The 19,679-nt window shown below is 57.5% G+C and carries 18 protein-coding genes; 4 read left to right on the top strand and 14 right to left on the bottom strand.

Going from position 1 to position 19,679, the window contains the following annotated elements; all coding sequences use genetic code 11:
• Window positions 1–361: 361 nt before the first annotated feature.
• The 3 genes from leuA to D0C27_RS11980 all read right to left on the bottom strand — a co-directional run bounded on the left by leuA (window position 362) and on the right by D0C27_RS11980 (window position 2,941).
• Window positions 362–2,056 carry a 2-isopropylmalate synthase gene (gene leuA, locus D0C27_RS11985; RefSeq protein ID WP_035269943.1) on the bottom strand — a complete coding sequence of 565 codons (1,695 nt, stop codon included), beginning with the start codon at window positions 2,054–2,056 and terminating at the stop codon, window positions 362–364.
• A gap of 138 nt (window positions 2,057–2,194) precedes the next feature.
• Window positions 2,195–2,347, bottom strand: a complete 153-nt coding sequence (locus tag D0C27_RS19285) for a hypothetical protein (protein WP_155624357.1) — start codon at window positions 2,345–2,347, stop codon at window positions 2,195–2,197.
• A gap of 39 nt (window positions 2,348–2,386) precedes the next feature.
• The gene (locus tag D0C27_RS11980; protein WP_009460264.1) at window positions 2,387–2,941 is read right to left on the bottom strand and encodes a hypothetical protein; all 555 of its coding nucleotides are present in this window, start codon (window positions 2,939–2,941) and stop codon (window positions 2,387–2,389) included.
• A gap of 16 nt (window positions 2,942–2,957) precedes the next feature.
• On the opposite strand from D0C27_RS11980, the gene rpoN reads away from it, so the two are divergent.
• Window positions 2,958–4,343 carry an RNA polymerase factor sigma-54 gene (gene rpoN / locus D0C27_RS11975; RefSeq protein WP_009460262.1) on the top strand — a complete coding sequence of 462 codons (1,386 nt, stop codon included), beginning with the start codon at window positions 2,958–2,960 and terminating at the stop codon, window positions 4,341–4,343.
• A 184-nt stretch (window positions 4,344–4,527) separates the two neighbouring features.
• Here rpoN and D0C27_RS11970 read toward each other — a convergent pair whose 3' ends face one another.
• From D0C27_RS11970 to D0C27_RS11925, 9 genes are all read right to left on the bottom strand, one after another.
• Entirely contained in the window at window positions 4,528–6,654 is a 2,127-nt protein-coding gene (locus tag D0C27_RS11970; protein WP_060186555.1) for a TonB-dependent receptor, read from the bottom strand.
• A 499-nt stretch (window positions 6,655–7,153) separates the two neighbouring features.
• Window positions 7,154–7,792 carry a 3-isopropylmalate dehydratase small subunit gene (gene leuD, locus D0C27_RS11960; protein ID WP_137431064.1) on the bottom strand — a complete coding sequence of 213 codons (639 nt, stop codon included), beginning with the start codon at window positions 7,790–7,792 and terminating at the stop codon, window positions 7,154–7,156.
• Window positions 7,789–9,201: a 3-isopropylmalate dehydratase large subunit gene (gene leuC, locus D0C27_RS11955; protein ID WP_137431063.1), complete on the bottom strand. Its 1,413-nt coding sequence runs from the start codon at window positions 9,199–9,201 to the stop codon at window positions 7,789–7,791. Before leuC ends, leuD begins: the two co-directional genes overlap by 4 nt.
• Window positions 9,198–10,103 carry a hydroxymethylglutaryl-CoA lyase gene (locus D0C27_RS11950; RefSeq protein ID WP_137431062.1) on the bottom strand — a complete coding sequence of 302 codons (906 nt, stop codon included), beginning with the start codon at window positions 10,101–10,103 and terminating at the stop codon, window positions 9,198–9,200. The genes leuC and D0C27_RS11950 overlap by 4 nt, the downstream gene beginning before the upstream one ends.
• On the bottom strand, window positions 10,100–11,311 hold the full coding sequence (locus tag D0C27_RS11945; RefSeq protein ID WP_137431061.1) for a CaiB/BaiF CoA transferase family protein: 1,212 nt from the start codon (window positions 11,309–11,311) through the stop codon (window positions 10,100–10,102). The genes D0C27_RS11950 and D0C27_RS11945 overlap by 4 nt, the downstream gene beginning before the upstream one ends.
• Window positions 11,312–11,439: 128 nt before the next feature.
• Window positions 11,440–12,738 (bottom strand): TRAP transporter large permease, encoded by a 1,299-nt coding sequence (locus tag D0C27_RS11940; protein WP_060186550.1) that lies wholly within the window; start codon window positions 12,736–12,738, stop codon window positions 11,440–11,442.
• Window position 12,739: 1 nt separating this feature from the next.
• The gene (locus tag D0C27_RS11935; protein WP_026483845.1) at window positions 12,740–13,258 is read right to left on the bottom strand and encodes a TRAP transporter small permease; all 519 of its coding nucleotides are present in this window, start codon (window positions 13,256–13,258) and stop codon (window positions 12,740–12,742) included.
• 58 nt (window positions 13,259–13,316) lie between these two features.
• A complete protein-coding gene (locus D0C27_RS11930; RefSeq protein WP_060186549.1) occupies window positions 13,317–14,318 on the bottom strand; it encodes a TRAP transporter substrate-binding protein in 1,002 nt (333 codons plus the stop codon).
• A gap of 35 nt (window positions 14,319–14,353) precedes the next feature.
• Window positions 14,354–14,974 (bottom strand): isochorismatase family protein, encoded by a 621-nt coding sequence (locus D0C27_RS11925; protein WP_137431060.1) that lies wholly within the window; start codon window positions 14,972–14,974, stop codon window positions 14,354–14,356.
• A gap of 173 nt (window positions 14,975–15,147) precedes the next feature.
• Between D0C27_RS11925 and D0C27_RS11920 the strand changes: the two genes are divergently transcribed.
• The 3 genes from D0C27_RS11920 (at window position 15,148) to bfr (ending at window position 17,180) form a co-directional block, all read left to right on the top strand.
• Window positions 15,148–16,032, top strand: a complete 885-nt coding sequence (locus D0C27_RS11920; RefSeq protein WP_026483843.1) for a LysR family transcriptional regulator — start codon at window positions 15,148–15,150, stop codon at window positions 16,030–16,032.
• A 131-nt stretch (window positions 16,033–16,163) separates the two neighbouring features.
• The gene (locus D0C27_RS11915; RefSeq protein ID WP_009460253.1) at window positions 16,164–16,433 is read left to right on the top strand and encodes a (2Fe-2S)-binding protein; all 270 of its coding nucleotides are present in this window, start codon (window positions 16,164–16,166) and stop codon (window positions 16,431–16,433) included.
• Between the two features lie 270 nt (window positions 16,434–16,703).
• Window positions 16,704–17,180 carry a bacterioferritin gene (bfr, locus tag D0C27_RS11910; RefSeq protein ID WP_009460252.1) on the top strand — a complete coding sequence of 159 codons (477 nt, stop codon included), beginning with the start codon at window positions 16,704–16,706 and terminating at the stop codon, window positions 17,178–17,180.
• Between the two features lie 136 nt (window positions 17,181–17,316).
• Here bfr and D0C27_RS11905 read toward each other — a convergent pair whose 3' ends face one another.
• Window positions 17,317–17,940 carry a hypothetical protein gene (locus tag D0C27_RS11905; protein WP_009460251.1) on the bottom strand — a complete coding sequence of 208 codons (624 nt, stop codon included), beginning with the start codon at window positions 17,938–17,940 and terminating at the stop codon, window positions 17,317–17,319.
• A gap of 108 nt (window positions 17,941–18,048) precedes the next feature.
• Complete coding sequence (locus D0C27_RS11900; RefSeq protein WP_035268647.1) at window positions 18,049–19,662, bottom strand: peptide chain release factor 3; 1,614 nt, start codon at window positions 19,660–19,662, stop codon at window positions 18,049–18,051.
• Window positions 19,663–19,679: the final 17 nt, after the last annotated feature.

The following is a 19,679-nucleotide window of genomic DNA, read 5'->3' as shown; positions in this document are numbered from 1 at the left end:
GAGATTGGTCGTTTAGAGGCATATTGGCACAGCCATTTGTACTGTGCCGCGAGCATTGGCTTTACGCTCTGGTGCCGAACAGCCGAACAGCCGAACAGCCGAACAGCCGAACAGCCGAACAGCCGAGCCAACTGGGCTAGTCAAACTGACCAGGTCCAGTCCGGTCAGACCTGGCCGAGTCCGGTTTATCTACGGTGTGGAGCCACAGACTAATGGCCCGCCCACGAAAAACCCGCCTTGTGGGCGGGTTGCGGGCAGAGCGACGATAAGCCGGGCTGCGAAAGCGGGTCAGGCGCGGTTATGGTGAACCGGGCGGGCGCTTGGGTGGGATCACCACCCAAGTCGCGACATGAAGACGGTATTAAGCCGTGGTGGCTTCAGCTTCTTGCTGGGCGATGGTGTGGCGGTTAACCGCACTCAAGATCGCCAGGAAGGAGGAAGTCACGATGTCGGCGTGGATGCCCACACCAAAGCCCGATGGGCTGTCGCCGATACGCATTTCCACGTAAGCGGCAGCGCGGGTTTCAGCACCGGAACCGATGGCGTGCTCGTTGTAGTCCATGATCTTGATGGACAGATCCAAGGCATTCACAAAAGCAGAGATTGCACCTTCGCCCGAACCCTTCAGGGTGCGAACCTGGCCGTCGTGCTCCACATCCACTTCAATCGTGAATTGCTGGCCGCTGTCGGCGTGAGGCTGGCTGATGATGTTGTGCTTGAGCAGCTTGTAGTGCTTCTTGCAGTTCAGGTATTCGGATTCGAAAATGCCGTACACATCTGCAGGCGTCACTTCCTTGCCGGAAGAGTCGGTGACGCGCTGAATGGCGCGGCTGAATTCGATTTGCATGCGGCGTGGCAAGACCAGACCGTGCTCTTGTTCCAGCAAGTAGGACACACCGCCCTTGCCCGACTGGCTGTTGACGCGGATCACCGCATCGTAGCTGCGGCCCAGATCGGCCGGGTCGATAGGCAGGTAAGGGACTTCCCAGATTTCGTCGGCTTTTTGCTGGGCCAAACCTTTCTTGATGGCGTCCTGGTGGGAGCCGGAGAAAGCGGTAAAGACCAGATCGCCCGCGTAAGGGTGGCGTGGGTGCACGGGCAACTGGTTGCAGTACTCGGCGGTGCGACGCACTTCGTCGATGTCCGAGAAGTCCAGTTCAGGGTCCACGCCCTGGGTGTACAAGTTCAGGGCCAAGGTCACCAGGCAAACGTTGCCGGTGCGCTCGCCGCTACCGAACAAGCAGCCCTCGATACGGTCTGCGCCAGCCATCACAGCCAGTTCAGCGGCAGCGACCGCAGTGCCACGGTCGTTGTGCGGGTGCACGCTCAGGGTTACGTTGCTGCGCTGTTCCAGATTGTTGTGCATCCATTCGATCTGGTCGGCGTACATATTGGGTGTGGTGGCCTCAATCGTAGCGGGCAAGTTCAGGATGACACGTTCGTCAGCGGCTGGACCCCAGGCTTTCACAACGGCGTTGCACACCTCCAGAGCAAATTCGGGCTCGGTAGTGCTGAACACTTCGGGCGAGTATTCGTAACCCCATTGGGTTTGCGGATACTTGGCCACTTCGTTCTTGACCAGGCGTGTACCGGTCAAGGCAATTTCCTTGATCTCGTCCTTGCTCAAGTTGAAAACAATCTTGCGAAAGGCGGGGGCACAAGCGTTGTACAAGTGAATGATGGCGCGTTTGGCACCGGCAGCCGCTTCAGCCGTGCGTTTGATCAGGTCTTCGCGCGACTGCGTCAGGACGATAATGGTGACATCTTCAGGAATGCGGTTTTCGTCGATCAGCTTGCGAACGAAATCGAAGTCGGTCTGCGATGCGGATGGGAAACCGACCTCGATTTCCTTGAAACCGATTTTGACGAGTTGCTCGAAAAAGCGCAGTTTGCGAGCCACGTTCATGGGCTCGATCAGGGACTGATTGCCGTCACGCAAGTCCGTGCTCATCCAGATGGGCGCTTTGGTAATGCGCTTGGAAGGCCAGGTGCGTTCAGCGAAGTCGCGATCAAAGGCGACAAAAGGACGATACTTTTGAGAGGGGTTTTTCAGCATTGCCATGGGGATACCTGTCGGACAAAAAGTGTTGATTACTTCTTGCCGTCACCAGCGATTGCAGCATTTACGTAGGCCGGTGGCGGCACAAATGACGTAGATGTGGCTGAGTATTGGCTGCCGAACTGCCACGGGACACTAGGCCCGGCAACCGGACGCTAGTAGTAGCAGCTGGGATAGGCTGGAGGCAGGGGCCGAAGAACGGCCTTCACGCACGGAACGCGACAAGGCTGCTTCAGCGGCGGGGCTGAAACCTTGGCAGGCGTAGGAGAATTGGCGTGCGTGAGTCATGACCGTTAGTCAAACACAAAAAAAACAGGAAGGCAAGCTTTAGGCTTGTGGCTCGTGACGTTCGTAGTCGGCTTGCAGCAGGCGGCTTTGCTGCTCGGCCAGTTCGATTTTGCTAAAACGTCCGGAGCGCAACTCGCTATGGGCTCGTTGTAAATCGCCCACAGTCAACGGGCTGCGCTGGTCGGGCCAGCACCACAAAATCACTTCACGGGCCGGACGGCTGAGTGATCGGGCCAGTTGAGCCACCGTGGACTCGTCGATAATGCGTTGCTGGTTGCGTCGCATGACCCCTTGTACGAAGCCATACAAAAGATAGGCAATAATGAGGGTTATGACGCCCACTACCGTCCACCAGAAAAACGGGTTGTATTGCTTGATCAGCGCCAGGTTTTGAATGCTCAAGGCCTGCAGGCCGGAGTAATCCAGGCCACGCCCAAAGCTGATAAGACGGTTGAGCAGGTCCCACCAGATAATGGCGACCACGATAGTGACTACGGTGCAGATAATAGTGGCCGTGGCGCACAGCTTGAACAGTGTGCTGCGCAGAGCCTGACTATCGTTGGCGGTGGGTGTCTGGGCGTTGTCAGTTTTCATGGAAACGATTGTACCTATGCTTACGCGTCAGTCACTAGATTTACGCCAGCAGCAAACGCTGGTTTTGACGCCGCAATTGCAACAGTCTATTAAAGTGTTGCAGCTATCGGGGGCCGAGCTTGAGCAGGAGTTGGCTCAGGCTTTGCTGGATAACCCCTTGCTGGAACGTCTGGACGTGCAGACGGATGTCGCCGCCGAGCCATTGCCCGAAGCCGCTTCGGGCGAGGCGGAATCCTCGTGGGCGAGCCTTGAGTTTCCCAAGCATCAGGGGGATTCGGACGACCCTGACTGGACTCCCGAATCGGCCATTGCCCAGGACCTGGCGGCTTATTTAAGCGAGCAGCTGGGACTGTTGCGTTTGAGCGACCGTGACCGCGCTTTGGCCCAGTTATTGATCGATGAGCTGGACGATAACGGCTACCTGCCCGTCTCGCTGGAAGAGGTGCTGGACTGCCTGCCCGACGAGCTGGATATTGATGAAAGTGATTTGCGCTGTGCGCTGGCCCAGGTGCAGTCCCTGGACCCGGCCGGTGTCGGTGCGCGGGATCTGGCCGAGTGCCTGGACTTGCAACTGATGCAACAGGCTCAGCAATTGGAACCTGCCTTGCTCGACTGCGCCCGTTATCTGGTGCGCGAGCATGTCGGCATTCTGGCCTCTCCTAGTCAGTTGCGTCAGCGCTGTGCCGGCCGCTATTCGGCCGAGCTGGTCGAGCGCGCCCATCATCTGGTCTTGAAGCTGGACCCCAAGCCGGGGCGGGCCTGGACGCAGGACGTCTCGGCTTATGTGGTACCCGATGTGCTGTTGATTCGCGGCAAGGACAATTGGCAGGCGGCCTTGAATCCCCTGGCTGTGCCGCGCCTGCAATTGGTGAATCTGCACGATTATGAAATTGAAGCGCACCCTGCCTTGCTGGCAGAGCGCCAAAAAGCCACCGGCTTGCTGCGCAGCGTTAACAGCCGTTTCGTGACGATTTTGCGGGTGGCCCAAGCGATTGTGCAGATGCAGCAGGACTTCTTCACGCAAGGTGTGTCGGCGCTCAAACCCATGCAATTGGCCGATCTGGCAGCCGAGCTGGATTTGCACGAGTCCACGATTTCTCGCGCAACGCGGCAAAAGTACATGCAAACACCGCATGGGGTGATGGAGCTTAAACAGTTCTTTACCGTGGCCTTGGCCAGTGCTGATGGCAAGGCTGATCTGTCGGCGGCTTCGGTACGGGCACAGATCGCGCAGATGATTCGTGACGAGTCGCCAGCCAAGCCTTTGTCGGACCAGCAGATTACCGACCTCTTGCAGGCTCAGGGCCTGACTTTGGCGCGCCGTACGGTGGCGAAGTACCGGGAAGCGGAAGGTTTGGCACCGGCTTCACAACGCAAGATGCGGGCGGCGGCTGGCGTTTAGGGACGACACGCCATAGCAGCTCAAAGATGCTTGGTGGGCCCAGAGGCTCACCGTTTTAGCTGACAAGACTTGTCAAAACAAAAAAAACAGGGCCTGCATACACGCATGAACAGGCCCTGCAAAAGCGGAGTTAGACCCTGCCAGCCAGACGGAGAACTGGATGGCAGGGGGATCGCTGGTCTACTTAGAATTTCATGGTGGCTGAAGCCAGGAAGGTACGTGGCGAACCTTGGCCATTGCTCAAGGGCACGACCCAGTAGGCCTTGTTACCCACGTTTTCCAGGCTGGCGCGCAAGGTCACTTCCTTGCCGGCAAAGCGCGTTTTGTAGCGCATGCCCAGGTCATAGGTGGTCACGCCTGGCATGTAGTAGCTGTTGCTGGCGTCGGCATATTGCTTGGACTGGCTGTGCAGGTTGGCATTCAAGGTCAGGCCCTGAACAAAAGGCGTATCCCATTCAATTCCGGCCTTGGCGACCCAGCGGGACAGGCCCACGGCCATACGCCCTTCGTTGCTCGGGTTGCTGGCCTTGCGAATCTTGGGGTCCAGGTAGGCAATACCACCGGTCAAACGCCAGTTCTCGGCAATTTGACCAAAGACCTGTACTTCGACCCCTCGGTTGCGCTGACGGCCGTCGTAGCTCAGGTTGGGCTTGCCGTTGAAACGTTCAGCGCTCTCGTAGCTATTGGGTTGGGTGATGTCGAACAGGGCCGCTGTCAGAGCGTAATCGCCGCTGTCGTACTTCATCCCGATTTCGTATTGACGTGTTTTCTGGGGCGCGAAGATCTGGCCTTCGTTGGCGTAGTCGTCACCGACGATCATTCCTTGTGTCAGACCCTCGGCATAGTTGGCGTACAGCATCCAGTCGTCACGCAATTGCCAGACACCGGCAATGGTGGGCGTCAGTGCATTCTTGCTGTAGTTGTCGCTCTTGCCGCTTTTGTCTTTGGTGCTGACCCACTGCTGGCGCAGGCCCAGCGTCAGCTGATATTTGCCATCCGCAAAAGACAGGGTATCGGCTAACGCTGCACTGTACAGATAGCTGACGTTAGGCGCACTTAGCCCATTCATGGGGACATAGGGACGAGCCGGGTAGTCTGGGTCGTAAATATTGATGGTCTCGGACCAGCCTTTGATGGACGTGTTGTCGCTGCGCGAGCTTTTGCGGTTCCAGTCCACTCCGGCGCTGATGGTGTGGTGCACGGAGCCGGTGTCGAAGTTGTAGAACAGACCACTATTGGCGGCCAGGTTGTAGCCGGTATTGTTGCGGCGGGTCGCAGCCAGTTTCAGGTCCCCTTGCTCGTTCAGCAAGGTGCTGCCCTTGGTGTTGTAGTTGCTCATCTCGGACTTGCTGTAACCCGCAGAACCGTAGACCGCCAACTTGTCGTTGGCAGCCCAGTCTGCACGTACCAGTGCGGTGGTTTCACGCGTCAGGCCAGCCGCCCACGGTACGCCCAGCAAGACATTGCCTTTAGGTGGTGAGGGCAATGGGTTCTTGTCCAGCCCCTTGGCCAGACGCACGCCCCGGTTCAGACCGGAAATGTATTCTTCCAGGTGGTACAGGTCGGCAGACAGTTTGACTGTGCCCAGGCGATAGTCGGCCCCCAGAGAAATCAGCTTGTCGCGATTGGTGCGGTGGTCCACCACGCCCTCGCCGTCCTTGAATACGCCGTTCAAGCGCAGGCCCAATTCATTGGATTCCCCGAAACGGCGGCCCAGATCCAGATGCGTCCCGAATTGGGAAGGCTGGATGTAGGACAGGGTGACGTTGCTAATGGGATCATCCGTGGCGCGCTTGGACACCAGATTGATTGAGCCGCCCACATCATTGCTGGCATTCATGCCGTTCAGCACGGCAGAGGGGCCTTTGAGAATTTCTAAACGCTCTGCGATGGCCATCACGCGGCGGCCACTGGTCAAACCTTGCAAACCATTTAGAGACACGTCACCGGCACGGAAACCCCGTATATACATGGTGTCTTTGCCGCCCGTTCCACCTGCACCGGGAGTCTGCACGGAAGGGTCGTTCTTGCTGATAAGAATGCGCAGTTCCTGACCTTGCAGATCTTCGATGTAGTCGCTGGTGTAGTTGATGGTGCTAAATGGGGTGTTCATGACATCCCGGTTGCCCAGCAAACCCAGGTTGCCGCCGGTAGCGACATGATTGCCTTCATAAGCGGGCGGCAAGTCAATGTATTCGCTGGCTTTGACTTCAATGGTGGACAAAGATGTAACTGGGGGAGCATCGGAAGATTGAGCCCAACTGCTGCCCGCGCTGAGCAGGCTCAGGCCAATAAGATGAGAAATGCGCATGGATCTGTAAGTTAAATATAAATAAAAATGATTCTCATTAATGTTTCATTTGTAGCATTTACTTGTAGGTGCTTCAAGCAGTTAGGCGCCTTTGTGATATAAAAAAGACCCTAAAAAACTTATGGGTATAAGTAGGCGGAGTAGTCGATTTCGCTCCGAAACTGCGCCGGAATCAGGGTTTCAGAGGGATTTTTGAGCAAAATAGAGGCCTCGTCTGACACGAGGGTGGGAGTGCGTCCCATGGAATAGTTTTGGCAAGAACAGGTGATCTTTGCTTGGCGAGGGGGAGGCAAGGGAGCGGTGATGGCTCCTGGCTAATAAGGGAGCGGCTCAAGAAATTCTTCTATTTGTGACTTGAACAGGCTTGAGCTGTGTTTCGATACTTGTCGACTGGGACTGGGACTGGGACTGGGACTGGGACTGGGACTGGGACTGCCAGGGCGGGAGGCAGGCAGCGGCAAAAGTCCCCTTCCGCCGCTGCCCCCTCTATCTATCATGCTTAGCTAAATAACCAGGGTTCCTGTTCCCGGCGCAGTTGTTCGTAAGCCTGGATCTGATCCATTTTTTGCTCTGTCACGCTGATATCGTCCAGCGCCAGCAGCAGGCGGTGGCGGCGTTCAGGCTCCACCTGGAAACGGATGTGCTGGTTGGGACCGATCAACATGCAGGCCTCCAGATTTACCGTCCATTCACCCCACGGATTTTGTGTAGCTGTGGTGAATAAACCATCAATTTGCTCCGTAGCCAGCTGGATGGGCAATATGCCGTTTTTAAAGCAGTTATTGCGGAAGATGTCGGCAAATGAAGGGGCGATCAGTACGGCAATGCCCAAGTCCTTCAAGGCCCATACTGCGTGTTCACGGCTGGACCCGCAGCCGAAGTTCTCGCGTCCGAGCAGAATCTGGGCTCCCTGGGCGTGCGGCTGATGCAGGCAGAAACTGTTGATTGGCTTACGCTCGTCCAGTGGTTTGCCGGGGTAGCCAATGTCCGCGTACCGCCAGTTGTCGAAGGCATATTGTCCAAAGCCAGTGCGCGACAAGGATGTCATGTACTGCTTGGGCAAGATAGCGTCGGTGTCTACATTGGCGCGGTCCAGCGCAATCAGGCGCGAGCGCACGGAAGTAAAAGGTGTGTTCATGCGGCGTCCCAGTTGCGGATATCGACAAGATGGCCCGCAATTGCAGCGGCAGCAGCCATGGCGGGGCTCATCAGGTGTGTACGCCCCAAGGCACCCTGCCTGCCTTCGAAATTACGGTTGGAGGTGGAGGCGCAGCGCTCGCCCGGGTTCAGGCGGTCTTCGTTCATGCCCAGGCACATGGAGCAGCCCGGCTCGCGCCATTCAAAGCCAGCTTGCGTGAATATCTGGTCCAGGCCTTCCTGCTCGGCCTGACGGCGTACCAGTCCCGAGCCGGGTACAACCAAAGCTTGCAGCACTGTGCTGGCCACGCGTTTGCCTTTGATCATGGCAGCGGCGCTGCGCAGGTCTTCAATACGGGCATTGGTACAGGAACCGATGAAAACCCGGTCTATGGTGATGCCTGCCAGCGGCTGGCCAGCCTGCAAAGCCATATAGTTCAAGGCGCGTTGGGAATCAGCTTGTTTGCCCGTGGCAGCGGCTAATGGATCAGGTACAAGCTGGTCGATGGCCGCCGCCATATCGGGCGATGTGCCCCAAGTGACTGTGGGGGCAACCTGCGTGGCGTCGATCAGCAAATGCTGATCGTATTGGCAGCCTTCATCGCTGATCAGCGTGCGCCAGTACTGCTCTGCCTTGTCCCATGCCTCTCCTTTTGGTGCCAAGGGGCGGCCGCGCACATAGTCCAGGGTCTTGTCGTCCACAGCGACCAGACCAATACGGGCCCCCGCTTCGATCGCCATATTGCACAAGGTCATGCGCCCTTCCATGGATAAGGCCCGGATGGCGGGGCCGGTAAATTCGATGGCACAGTCTCGCCCGCCATCCGCACCCAGGCGGGCAATGATGTGCAGGATCAGATCCTTGGCGGTGCTGGTGGCAGGCAATTCACCTTGCACGTCTACTTGCAGGCTGCGCATGCGTTTTGCGGCCAAGCATTGCGTGGCCAGAACATGCTCCACTTCGGAGGTGCCAATACCAAAGGCCAAGGCCGCAAACGCGCCATGCGTGCTGGTATGGGAATCCCCCGCCACGATGCTGGAGCCGGGCAAGGTCATGCCCTGCTCGGGTCCGATCACGTGGATGATGCCCTGGCGCTCGTCATCCAGGCCAAAGTAGCGCAGGCCAAACTCCCGGCTATTGATCTCCATCTGGTCGATCTGAGCCTGCGCCAACGGATCTTCCAGACGCTGATTGCGGCGGCGCGTGGGCACGTTGTGGTCCACCGTGGTCAGTGCGGTGTCCGGGCGACGCACATGGCGTCCGGCCAAGCGCAAACTCTCGAAAGCTTGCGGACTGGTGACTTCGTACAACAACTGGCGGTCTATGTAGATCAGATCATGCTCATCGTCTACCGTCGCAACGCGATGTGCATCCCAGAGCTTTTGAAAAAGGGTGCGGGCCGTGCTCATGGTTGGCATACCTTCAAGGCGTAGGCTGGTCCTGCTTTGTGCAGGCGACTTTGAATGGGCTCTTGCGTCAGGGCTGCGATTTCTTCGGCCAAAGGCTGGAGCGCTTCCAGATTCAAGCCTGTTTCCACACCGCTGATCTGGAACATATGCGCCAGATCTTCCAGGCTGGCATTGCCGCTGGCACCGGGGGCGTAAGGGCAACCGCCCAAACCGGCCAAGGCTGCGTCGAACCGACGTCCTCCTTCGCGATACGCGGCCCAGGCATTGGCCAGAGCCAGCCCGCGGGTGTCATGGAAATGGCCGGTGACGCCTTGTTCACCATACAAGCTCAAGGCAGCCTGGGTCAGACGTTCCACATCGGCGGGCGAGCCCATGCCGGTGGTATCGCACAGGCTGACGGAGCTGGCTCCCATGCGTTGCACTTGTTGCATCAGTGCAATCACGTGCGCGGGGGCGACGGCGCCGGTAAAGGGGCAGCCAAAAGCGGTGGACAGGGACACGTTGACTGGCGTTTTGCCCGCCGCTTCCAGCACTTGCTCCAGCTGGGCCAGTGATTGTGCAATATTCATGCGCAGATTGGCCTGGTTATGCGCTTCAGAGGCTGAAAATACAAAGTTCAGCTCGTTCATATGGGCTGCCAAAGCGCGCTGCGCACCGCGCAGATTGGGGACCAGTGCGGTGTAGCAAACCTGAGGGTCGCGTGTGGTCAGGCTGGCCAGCTCATCGGCATCCGCCAGGGATGGGATGGCTTTGGGCGACGTAAAGGACGTGAGCTCGATCTTGCGCACGCCGCATTGAGGCAGTGCTTGCGCGATACGCAGCTTGTCCGGCGTAGGCACCCAGCGTGGCACAATTTGCAGGCCGTCACGCAAGGTGACATCAGTTAATAACACGGTACTCATTCCACGATTCCTTGTTCACGCAGAGCTTGGCGGCGCTCCGGGCTCATGCCCAGTTCTTGCAGGATGCTGTCTGTGTGTTCACCCAACTCCGGCCCCAACCATTGGGTGGCACCGGGGCTGCGGCTTAGCTTGGGGACGATGCCGGGTATGGTCAGTTCCTGGCCGTCCTCCAAGGTGTGTTTCTCCAGCATGCCGCGGGCCTGGTAATGCGGGTCATCAAGAATGTCGGCGGCGGTGTAGATGCTGCCGCTGGGGACTTCAGCCTGATCCAGCACGCTCAGTACCTCTTCCAGACTGCGGGCGCCTGTCCAGTCGCCAATAGTCTGGTCCAGCATGGCGCTGTGCTCCACACGTCCGGCGTTGTCGGACAAGCGCGGATCGCTGGCCAGATCAGGACGGTTCATGGCCTGCATCAGACGGATGAAAATCGCGTCACTATTGGCGGCAATCACTACCCATTTGCCGTCGCCGGTGGGATAGGTGTTGGAGGGGGAGATACCGGGCAGGCTGGCCCCGGTACGTTCGCGCTGATGACCGTTCAGTTGATAGTCTGGAATCAGACTTTCCATGATGGCAAAGACAGATTCATACAAGGCCACATCAATCATCTGTCCCTGCCCGCCTTCCTGACGTAGATGGTGCATGGCCAGCAGCGCGCCAATAGTGCCGTATAGCGAAGCCAGCGTATCGCCCAGGCTGACACCGGCTCGCACAGGGGGGCGATCCGGATAGCCGGTACCATAACGCAGGCCACCCATACATTCTGCGATGGCGGCAAAGCCGGGGCGACGGTGGTAGGGGCCGTCCTGCCCATAACCGGAGACGCGCACCATGATCAGGCGTGGGTTCAGTGCGTGCAGCGTTTCCCAGCCCAGGCCCCAGCGTTCCAGCACGCCGGGGCGGAAGTTTTCAATGACGATATCGCTTTGCAGGGCCAGTTCACGAGCAATCTCCTGGCCTTCGGGCTGGCGCAGATCGAGCGCAATGGAACGCTTGTTGCGACTTTGCACGCGCCACCACAGGGAGGTGTCTTTGTGCAACTGCCGCCAGCGGCGCAGCGGGTCGCCCTTGCCGGGCGGTTCGATCTTGATGACATCGGCCCCAAACTGGGCCAGCAGGCTGCCGGCATAGGGGCCGGCAATCAAGGAACCCAGCTCCAGGACTTTGATGCCTTTGAGCGGGGGTTCGGTAAAGCTGTTCTTATCCATTTCTGTTTCCTCCAGTTATTGATTCTGGGATAGAAAAAGAAAGTAGAAAAGCAATCAAATATTATGCTGCCATCGTAAAAAACGTGGATGGAAAATTAAAAAAACCCGCATGAAGCGGGTTTTATTTTTTAAAGCGTTCTGGGTAACCAAAGAATGATTTCGGGGAAGATTGTCAAAATCACAATCGCCAAAATTTCCAGTGCCACAAAGGGCAGAGCCCCGCGTGTAATCTGCTGTAGCGATATTTGTGGGGCAATGCCCTTGATCACATACAGGTTCAAACCCACCGGCGGCGTAATGACGGCCATTTCGCAGGCAATAATCATCACAATGCCAAACCATAATGGATCGTAGCCCAGCGCCACAATTACAGGCAGTAAAACAGGTGTGGTGATCAGGATAAGAGAAACAATATCCAGGAACATGCCCACGACAATCAGGAACAACAGCACAAACAGGAGAATGACCCAGGCTGGCTGAGACGATGCCGTAATCAGGGCCACCAGCTTTTGCGGAATCATCAAGCGAGTCATGATGTAGCCAAACAGCAGCGCTGCGGCCAGAATCAGCAAAATCATGCCACTGGTGACGGCGGTGGAGCGCAGGATCTGCAAGGCCGTGCGCCAGTTCATTTCCTTGTAGGCAATGGCAATGATGAATGCCCCTGCAGCACCAATACCAGCGGCTTCTGTCGGGGTAGCAATGCCCAGATAGATCGTGCCCAGCACCAGCAAAATCAGCAAGGAAGCAGCCCAGATGTCTTTCAGGGCGGCCAGTTTCTGTGCCCAGGTAACGACTTCCGAATTGCGCGGTGCGGACTCTGGCTTGAATATCGCAACCAGAGCGACATAGATCACCATCATGACGGTGACCATCAAGGCGGGTAGCAAGGCACCAATGAACAGCTTGCCGATGGATTGATCCGCCATTTCGCCATACAGCACAAAGCCAATGCTGGGTGGAATCAGCAAAGCCAGGGCACCGGCCGCAGCAATCGTGCCGCCAGACAGGCTGGGCGAGTAACCACGCTTGAGCATTTCTGGGATGGCAAAGCGACCAATCGTGGCGGCACCCGCCACGCTGACCCCGCTCATGGCGCCGAAAACGGCCGAGCTGCCCACACTGGCTACAGCTAAACCACCGGGCAGGCGGTTCAGCCACAGATAGAACAGCTGATACAGCTTGCCGCCAATACTGGTGCGGGCAATGACCTCACCCATCAGAATGAACAGCGGAATGGCGATCAGGGAATAGCTGGCCATGCCTCGGTGCAAAGTGGCGGGAATGACGTCCAGGCCACCCAGGCCGGATTTCATCAGAATGCCGGAAATACTGGCAACACCCAGTGCGGCAAAAATGGGGGTGCCGATAACCATCAGGATGGCAAAGCAGGCCATCATCAGGCTGAAAATGAGCATGGAATCCATGTCAGAACTCCTTGATGCTGTCGTTGGATTCCACACTGTTCGGGATGAACAGCTGGCGCAGAGTAGCCAGGCCCAGCAAGGTGCCGCCCAATGGGATCATGCCGTAGGCAATCCACAGGGGGAAACGCAGCATGGAGGCCGAGCGGTAATTGCGGGCAATCGCTGTTTCCACTACGGAAATACCGGCCCACAACAGCACCAGGCAGAAGAACAAGATGCACAGCTGCGAAATGCAGGTGGCCAAGCGCTGGCCGCGTGGCGAGAAGCGCATGTGGAAGGCTTCAACACTGACGTGGCGGTTTTCCAGGTGAACCCAGCCGATGGACAGCCAGGAGCAGACCAGCAGCAAGTACACGCACACTTCGGTGATGTAGATGCTGGGGCTATTAAAGACGTAGCGTGCAATGACGCCGTAGGTGCAGGCAATCATCAGAGCGGCCAGTGCAACTTCGGCCACCAGAATGGCGAGCCGATTGCTACCGCGCGCAAATGCGCCCAGAAAATGAATAAGTGGATTCATGGTGTCTCCACACGAGGGATGCGCGCCAGCTTGTGGTCCGGCGCGCAGTCGCGCGTGATCAGGGCTGGCGGGTTTTTTCGATCAGTTCCAGATAAGCGGGACCGTTCTCAACCTGCTTGCTCCATTCATCAATGGCGGCTTGGGTTTGCTGACGCATTTCGGCCAGTTGAGCGGGCTCAACACGGTTGATGGTCACACCGGCTTGCTCGTAGCGTTGCAGGGCCTGGCCTACAAAGGCGTTCACGCGCTCAAACTGTTCTTCGTCGCGCTGGCGGGCGGCCTTGCTGATGATCTCTTGCAGATCAGGTGGCAGGGATTCCCACTTCTTGCGGTTGATGGTCAGCACGGACACATCGATACCGAAGTTGGCGATGGACAGGTACTTGGCCACTTCATACAGGTTGCGGCCAATGCCGGTCAGCAAGGGACGTGGGGTGGCGTCGATCACGCCACGGTCAAAGGCCAGGTACAGCTCGGAAGATGGCATGCCGGTAGGCGAGCCCCCCAGCAGTTGCAGGGCGCGTGCGTCCATGGAGCTGGTCGATGCCCAGACTTTGCCCTTGATATCCGCGGCCGAGTTGATCGGTGCCTTGCGGCTGTAGAACTCGTACGGGTCCCAAGGCGCCAGGCCCAGCACCACGGCATCGTGGGTGTCGCGCAGTTCCTGCTCGGCACCCAGCTTGAACAGGCCTTGATCCAGAGCGCGCTTCAAGTGAGCCGTGCTGTCAAACAGGAATGGCAGGGTAAAGATGTTCAGCGCTGGCACGGTGCCGCTGGGGTACGTGCTGGTCATATTCACGATGTCCACGTCGCCGCGTGACAAGGCTGGCAGCTCCTCGTAGCCATCGAACAGCTGACCGGAGTGGAACACGTTGATCTTGATGCGACCCTGGCTTTCTTTTTCCACGGTCTGAACGAAGTTCTCGATGGGTTTCCAGGCGTATTCGTAGGCCGGGGGCAAATAGGTTGAGAAAGTCAGCTCAACTTCTTGGGCTTGGGCGGGCGAGATGCCCAGCGCCAGGGTGCAGGCGGCCATCGCCGCTGTCAGGGCTTTTTTCATGAGAGTCTCCTGTGGTTTCTTTTTTTGTTGCGCGTTTAAAGCGTGTGTAGATGAGCGATCAAGGCGGCCGAGGGCAGGACTTCGGCGTACTTGCTGGCCATATCGATCAGATTGCTGCGATGTTGGGCTGCCGAGCGGTCAGCCACCGCATCTTCAGCCACAAACGGGGCAAATCCCGACTGCAAGCTGTCCACCACGCTGGCACGCACGCAACCGCTGGTGGTGGCACCGGCCACAATCAGCATGTCGCAGCCCTGATGGGCCAGCAAGGCGGGCAGCGGCGTGCCGTAAAAGGCGGAAGCCTGGGTCTTGTACAGGATGATGTCTTGTTCGGGGTCGTAGTCCAGCCGCGGGTCCAGCTCACAGGCAGGCGAACCACGCAGCAGGCAGCGCAAGGACGAGGCCTTGGTCAGCCACAGATTGGCGTCGGCCAGATGGGCTTCGTAGCCGATGATGGTGAAAATAACGCGACCCTTGCCACGCATGGCGCGAATCAAGGTGTTGGTTTGTTCGATCTGGCTGTCGCAGTTCGAGGCCAGTGGCGTCAAGCCAGGCTCAGTAAAGCCGCGTTGAAAATCGATAACGACCAAAGCCGGTTGTTGCCCCATGGGCAGGGTGCCGTCAAAGCCCCCTTTCAGATTGTCGCTGTCGCGCATCTTGTTTCTCCCCTCACTCTCTATTCCTGACTTAAATAATCAGGTTCCGTATTATGTGCGTAGTCTGTCATCGCTAATGACGTGAGTACAGCGTCAAATTGCGATGGTGCTATCGCAATTGATGATGGCAGAGTGCTTGTCGACCCGCCCTTCCTAGGATGGAATACTGGCTTATGAACATCGATCCCAAATCTTTACGGCTGTTTTTATTGGTGCTGGAACGCGGCACCATCTCGGGGGCGGCCGAGCAGTTTCATATTGCGCCTGCCGCGGTCAGCAAGCGCCTGAGCGATCTGGAGCAGCAACTAGGCGCAGCCCTGATCGAGCGCAGCAACAAGGGTGTGTATCCGACGGCAGCGGGCAAATCATTGGCGGCCATGTCCCAGCGCCTGCTGGACGACATGGATGCCATGGGCGCGCTGATGCGCGACTTTGCCGGCGGGGCTACCGGGCACGTGCGGATTGCGGCCAACCTGTCGTCCATCACGCAGTTTTTGCCGCAGGCTTTGAGCTCCTTTATGGCGCGGCATCCCAAAGTGCGGGTGTCGCTGGAGGAACGTATCAGTGCGGGAGTGGCCCAGGCGGTGGCCGATAACAATGCCGATCTGGGCGTGCTGATACGCGGTGTAGGCAGTGCGGAGGTGGAGTACTACGACTATCGCCAGGATGAGCTGGTGTTGCTGGTGCCTGCTACCCATCCTTTGGCAGGACGGGGAGAACTGGCCTTTGCCGACACGCTGGATTTTGACTACGTAGGTATGCATACCGGCAGTCACCCCAATCTGTTGCTGTTACGCGCCGCCAGCGAGCTGGAGCGCACCTGGCGTTGCCGCGTGCAGGTGACCAGTTACGATGCCCAGTGCCGCATGATTGAGGCGGGGCTTGGAATTGGCGTGTTGCCACGTTCTGTGGCCGAATCCTATGTACAAAGCCTGGGCCTGGCCTTGTGCGTGATCAAGGAGCCCTGGACCTCACGCCGCGTGGCCTTGTGCGTGCGTAGCCGCTATAGCTTGTCGCCCGCCGCGCGCTTGTTGATGGACCATCTACTGCAGAATTGATGCGACTGTCGTTTTCAGACCAAGACCGCAAAGGCAGGCTGCAAGCCATTCCCAAGGCCATATCGAGGTAAGACAGTTCTTAATGAGAATGACTCTTGATATTTTTAGGTTTCTTGATAATAATAGTTCTCATGTTTATCTGCATATGTAACGCGATCACCGAGCGTCAAGTACAAGAAGCAGTACGTGGCGGCGCTTCCAGCCTGGCAGACCTGCAAGGTCAGCTTGGCGTGGCGTCTTGCTGTGGCTGCTGCGCGGAAACGGCTCAGGACTATTTGCCCGGCGGACGCTATGCCAATCAGACCATGATTGCCAGTCTTGAAACCGCCCGGGTGGATTACGCTGCCAACGACAGCCTGATTCCTGCCCCTGAGTTCGGCCGTCTTGTTTGCCGCGCCTAAGCGCGTGTTTTTGATCAGGATTTTCCATTCCCGCTATTGCTAGTGGGAATGATTGTTATTGGTCCTGTTACTAACCCAAAAGTGCAACGCTTTCTGGGTGTTTAGCTGTTTTTTAAGCCATGGCACATGCGTGCATGGTAGCCTGTCACATTCATCCCCCACTGTGTTTTTGCCTGCATCGCGCCTGCGTGCGATCTGTGGCGTGAGCAGCATTTGTGGGGGCTCGGCGGCTCCTTGGGGGGAGCGCCGTCAGATTTACAGGAGAACAGCATGTTTGGCGATAAAGTGGTAATTCAGCATCTGAACAAGCAGCTAAAGAACGAACTAACAGCAATCAATCAATACTTCTTGCACGCTCGCATGTTGAACCATTGGGGCTTTAACAAGCTGGGCAAACACGAGTATGACGAGTCCATCGGCGAGATGAAGCACGCCGATATGCTGATCGAACGTATCTTCATGCTGGACGGCCTGCCCAACCTGCAGGACATGCACAAGATCATGATCGGTGAGAACGTGCCTGAACTGCTGGGCTGTGACCTGAAGCTGGAACAGGCTGCCCGTCAGACCGTGGTAGAGGCTATCGAGTACTGTGAGTCCACCCGCGACTACGTGTCGCGTGATTTGTTCTTGAAGATTCTGGACGACACCGAAGAGCACATCGATTGGCTGGGTACACAACTGGAGCTGATCGAAAAAGTGGGCCTGCAAAACTACCTGCAATCGCAGATGGGCGACCACGAATAAGTCTTTGTTTGGTCAGACCAAAAAAAAGCACCCGTTACTAACGGGTGCTTTTTTATTGTCCTTGGCAGCTTCCTGCTTTGGATACGAAGCCTTCAATTGTAAAGGCAGCGTAGCCTGGGAAGCGACTACAGACAGCTTAGAAGGACTTGCTTGGGCAGCCAGGCACCTTGCCCCAGGCATTGTTCGGACCGCAGTACTTGTTGCGAGCATCCCAGGAACAACTTGGGCGATCGAAAAAGCCTTTTTGGCTACAGGCATTCAACTCTTGCTGCAGTTGTGCCTGCCAGGCGCCGTTATTGTTGCCGGCCACTTGAATATCTTGTGGGGGCGGTGGTGGGGGCGTGCCTACATCTACCGGCTGGATAGGCTCGGAGCCGCCCAGGTTTACGCGAGCAATCCCTTGCAACTCCCGGTTCTGCTCGGTCATGGCAATTTGAATGGCCTGCTCCAGCGAAATGGACGTGGTGGCCAAGGCAATAGGTGGCTTTTCTTCCGTCAGCGTAGACGTGTCGATTTCCCAAGCGATCGGGGTGGGTGCTTGTGGCACTCCCAGGCGACCATTGGGTAAAGGCTGCGGCGGTTGCGCGGTAAAGGGTTTGCCATCGGCATCGAGCGTAGGCAAGTCTGACGGGTCGGGGGTGCTGACCGCCATGGACTTTTCAGGGCCGTGCGCGATTAGCCAGTTCCCCAGTTCCAGGCCGCCCCACACTGAAGCACCTGCGGCCAGCAGCAAGACAGCAATGATAAAACGCCAGGGCATAAGCGATGTCTCGGTTGAATCAGGGGCAATCCGGTCGGCCGGATGCGCGTAATTAAAAGAAAAGAGCCGTCATTGTAGCGAAATGTCGGCCCTGCTCTTGTGACAGAATTAGACGGCATCCCCGAAAACGTGTCCACCATGTTCACGTAATGCGTGGAATTCAATGCCTGGATTCAGCTCCTGAGCCACGCGCAACTGCGCAGGCGAGGTTGCTAAAAAGGCAATGGCCTCGACCACGTCGTAAGCAATATTGCCCGCGTTGGTCTCGATAAACTTCTTCATGTCCTTGGGGTCTTTGGCTGTTACCCAGCGAGCCATATTGAAGCGGCTGGACGACAGGCGCGCTTCCACACCGTACTCCGTTTTCAGGCGGTGGGCCACCACTTCAAACTGCAGTTGGCCAACCGCGCCCAGCAGCATCATGCCGCCTGCCATATGGGGACGGAACACCTGAATGGCGCCCTCCTCACCCAGCTGGGTCAGGCCGGTACGCAATTGCTTGGTGCGCAATGGGTCTTTGACCTCAATGGACTGGAACAGTTCGGGGGCGAAGAAAGGCAGCCCGGTAAATTGCAGGTTTTCGCCTTCGGTCAGCACATCACCCAATTGCAGGATGCCGTGGTTGGGCACACCGATAATGTCGCCAGCAAAGGCATCGTCCAGAAGTTCACGGCGTTGCGACAGGAAGGACACCACGTTATTGGGGCGGATTTCCTTGCCGGTACGCGACACTTTCAGTTTCATCCCGCGCTTGAAATGGCCGGAGCTGACGCGCACAAAGGCCACACGGTCGCGGTGGGCGGGGTCCATATTGGCTTGCACCTTGAACACCACACCACTGAACTTGGGTTCATCGGGCTGTACTTCGCGCTGCAAGGCGGCGCGTGGGCCAGGAGCAGGCGCCAGGTCAACCAGGGCGTCCAGCACTTCCTGCACACCGAAGTTATTGATGGCCGAACCAAAGAACACAGGGGTTTGCTTGCCTTGCAAGAACAGGTCCAGGTCGAATTCGGGCGCTGCAGCATTGAGCAGCTCGATTTCTTCCTGAGCCTTTGCAAAGGGCTCGCCAAAGCGTTCGGCAATCACGGGATTGTCCAGGCCGGGGATGATTTCATCCTCGCCATGACGTTCCTGACCAGGCTTGAACACACGCATATGGTTGGCGCGCAGATTGAACACACCGCCAAAGCGACGTGCCATCCCGATAGGCCAGGAAAACGGCACTACTTCCATGCCCAGGTGCGATTCGATTTCCGACAGTACATCCAGCGGCTCCTGAACTTCGCGGTCCAGCTTGTTCACGAAAGTGATGATGGGCGTATTGCGGGCCCGGCACACTTGCAAGAGGCGAATGGTTTGCGGTTCCACACCGTTGGCCGCGTCAATCACCATCAAGGCGGCGTCCACGGCGGTCAGCACACGGTAGGTGTCTTCGGAGAAGTCCTGGTGACCGGGGGTGTCCAGCAAGTTGATGACGCAGTCGCGGTATTCCATCTGCATGACCGAGGAGGCCACCGAAATACCACGTTGCTTTTCAATTTCCATCCAGTCCGAGGAGGCGTGACGGCTGGCTTTACGAGCCTTGACGCTACCTGCAATCTGAATCGCACCCGCGAACAGCAGCAGTTTTTCTGTCAGTGTGGTCTTACCCGCGTCAGGGTGAGAAATAATGGCAAAGGTGCGGCGTTTCTTGACTTCAGAGCGTATGTCACCGGACGACATTGAAAATCCTTGTGGCA

Origin of the sequence: Alcaligenes faecalis (genome assembly GCF_005311025.1) — a bacterium.
GTDB lineage: Bacteria > Pseudomonadota > Gammaproteobacteria > Burkholderiales > Burkholderiaceae_B > Alcaligenes > Alcaligenes phenolicus.
This window is presented reverse-complemented; position numbering and strand designations above follow the sequence as displayed.

What these genes read in the sequence shown, in the direction of transcription:
- leuA (WP_035269943.1), bottom strand. Translation starts at nt 2,056, where the DNA reads ATGCTGAAAAACCCCTCTCAAAAGTATCGTCCTTTTGTCGCCTTTGAT.
- D0C27_RS19285 (WP_155624357.1), bottom strand. Translation starts at nt 2,347, where the DNA reads ATGACTCACGCACGCCAATTCTCCTACGCCTGCCAAGGTTTCAGCCCC.
- D0C27_RS11980 (WP_009460264.1), bottom strand. Translation starts at nt 2,941, where the DNA reads ATGAAAACTGACAACGCCCAGACACCCACCGCCAACGATAGTCAGGCT.
- rpoN (WP_009460262.1), top strand. Translation starts at nt 2,958, where the DNA reads ATGCTTACGCGTCAGTCACTAGATTTACGCCAGCAGCAAACGCTGGTT.
- D0C27_RS11970 (WP_060186555.1), bottom strand. Translation starts at nt 6,654, where the DNA reads ATGCGCATTTCTCATCTTATTGGCCTGAGCCTGCTCAGCGCGGGCAGC.
- leuD (WP_137431064.1), bottom strand. Translation starts at nt 7,792, where the DNA reads ATGAACACACCTTTTACTTCCGTGCGCTCGCGCCTGATTGCGCTGGAC.
- leuC (WP_137431063.1), bottom strand. Translation starts at nt 9,201, where the DNA reads ATGAGCACGGCCCGCACCCTTTTTCAAAAGCTCTGGGATGCACATCGC.
- D0C27_RS11950 (WP_137431062.1), bottom strand. Translation starts at nt 10,103, where the DNA reads ATGAGTACCGTGTTATTAACTGATGTCACCTTGCGTGACGGCCTGCAA.
- D0C27_RS11945 (WP_137431061.1), bottom strand. Translation starts at nt 11,311, where the DNA reads ATGGATAAGAACAGCTTTACCGAACCCCCGCTCAAAGGCATCAAAGTC.
- D0C27_RS11940 (WP_060186550.1), bottom strand. Translation starts at nt 12,738, where the DNA reads ATGGATTCCATGCTCATTTTCAGCCTGATGATGGCCTGCTTTGCCATC.
- D0C27_RS11935 (WP_026483845.1), bottom strand. Translation starts at nt 13,258, where the DNA reads ATGAATCCACTTATTCATTTTCTGGGCGCATTTGCGCGCGGTAGCAAT.
- D0C27_RS11930 (WP_060186549.1), bottom strand. Translation starts at nt 14,318, where the DNA reads ATGAAAAAAGCCCTGACAGCGGCGATGGCCGCCTGCACCCTGGCGCTG.
- D0C27_RS11925 (WP_137431060.1), bottom strand. Translation starts at nt 14,974, where the DNA reads ATGCGCGACAGCGACAATCTGAAAGGGGGCTTTGACGGCACCCTGCCC.
- D0C27_RS11920 (WP_026483843.1), top strand. Translation starts at nt 15,148, where the DNA reads ATGAACATCGATCCCAAATCTTTACGGCTGTTTTTATTGGTGCTGGAA.
- D0C27_RS11915 (WP_009460253.1), top strand. Translation starts at nt 16,164, where the DNA reads ATGTTTATCTGCATATGTAACGCGATCACCGAGCGTCAAGTACAAGAA.
- bfr (WP_009460252.1), top strand. Translation starts at nt 16,704, where the DNA reads ATGTTTGGCGATAAAGTGGTAATTCAGCATCTGAACAAGCAGCTAAAG.
- D0C27_RS11905 (WP_009460251.1), bottom strand. Translation starts at nt 17,940, where the DNA reads ATGCCCTGGCGTTTTATCATTGCTGTCTTGCTGCTGGCCGCAGGTGCT.
- D0C27_RS11900 (WP_035268647.1), bottom strand. Translation starts at nt 19,662, where the DNA reads ATGTCGTCCGGTGACATACGCTCTGAAGTCAAGAAACGCCGCACCTTT.